The sequence below is a fragment of the Sphingobium sp. CCH11-B1 genome (genome assembly GCF_001556865.1).
Classification (GTDB): Bacteria; Pseudomonadota; Alphaproteobacteria; order Sphingomonadales; family Sphingomonadaceae; genus Sphingobium.
Map to the genome: position 1 here is coordinate 1 of NZ_LSJY01000054.1, position 233 is coordinate 233.

Below are 233 nucleotides of genomic sequence, written 5' to 3' on the forward strand. Positions count from 1 at the left end.
GCGCGGGCGGCGCGGCTGGCGCGGGCGGTGCGGCTGGCGCGGGCGGTGCGGCCGGCGCGGGCGGTGCGGCCGGCGCGGGCGGTGCGGGCGGCGCGGCTGGTGCGGGCGGTGCGGCTGGTGCGGGCGGTGCGGCCGGCGCAGGCGGTGCGGCCGGCGCAGGCGGCGCAGGCGGCGCAGGTGGCGCGGGTGGCGCGGGTGGCGCGGCTGGTGCGGGCGGCGCGGCTGGTGCGGGC

Annotated in this window: 1 protein-coding gene; it reads left to right on the forward strand. The window is 89.7% G+C overall.

Annotated features, from left to right (window positions below; translation table 11 throughout):
- A partial coding sequence (locus AX724_RS24910; protein ID WP_231736513.1) for a hypothetical protein occupies positions 1-233 on the forward strand: 233 nt, incomplete at both ends.